Annotated in this window: 1 protein-coding gene; it reads left to right on the forward strand. The window is 43.1% G+C overall.

Annotated features, from left to right (window positions below; genetic code table 11):
* Nucleotides 1-183: 183 nt before the first annotated feature.
* The coding region (locus tag C7R94_RS29770) for a hypothetical protein (RefSeq protein WP_106786056.1) at nt 184-510 on the forward strand (327 nt) is incomplete at its 3' end.

The raw sequence follows: 510 nt of genomic DNA on the forward strand, positions 1-510 counted from the left end.
CATGATGTCAATATTCGTTTAAAACGATTGAAAATGAGAGCAGGAGTTTGCATTTTTTACGAGAATTAGTTGAGAGTCAACCCATTTTTGCGATCCCGTCCGCTTTGCTGAGACGGTTTTTTTCTGTAAGAAGATTTGGTTTCGATATTTTTTGGCGAGACTGAAATCGAAGGAGGGATAAACGTGGACCAAATACTTCAACTGATCAAAGATTACTGGCCGATTGCGCTAGGTATCATAATCATCATCATGGCTGCCCAATGGGTGGTGCGAAGTATCATTCGAATTATTTCGCTTGCAGCTATTATTGGTGTTGTGCTCGTGTTGTTTTTCCAATTCAGTCCTGAAGAAGTGATCCAAATGGGACGTCAAGCAGCGGTCGCGACGCAGGAAGTCGTCGATAAGACGATTACGCCAGTCTTGGACAAAGAGCTCAAGGACGCCGATATTTCCTTCAAGGAAGACGGCACTTATGAAGTGAAGACAACGAGTATTCGAATCGTAGGGAAA

It is taken from the genome of Brevibacillus sp. NRRL NRS-603 (assembly GCF_003013445.1).
GTDB lineage: Bacteria > Bacillota > Bacilli > Brevibacillales > Brevibacillaceae > Brevibacillus > Brevibacillus formosus.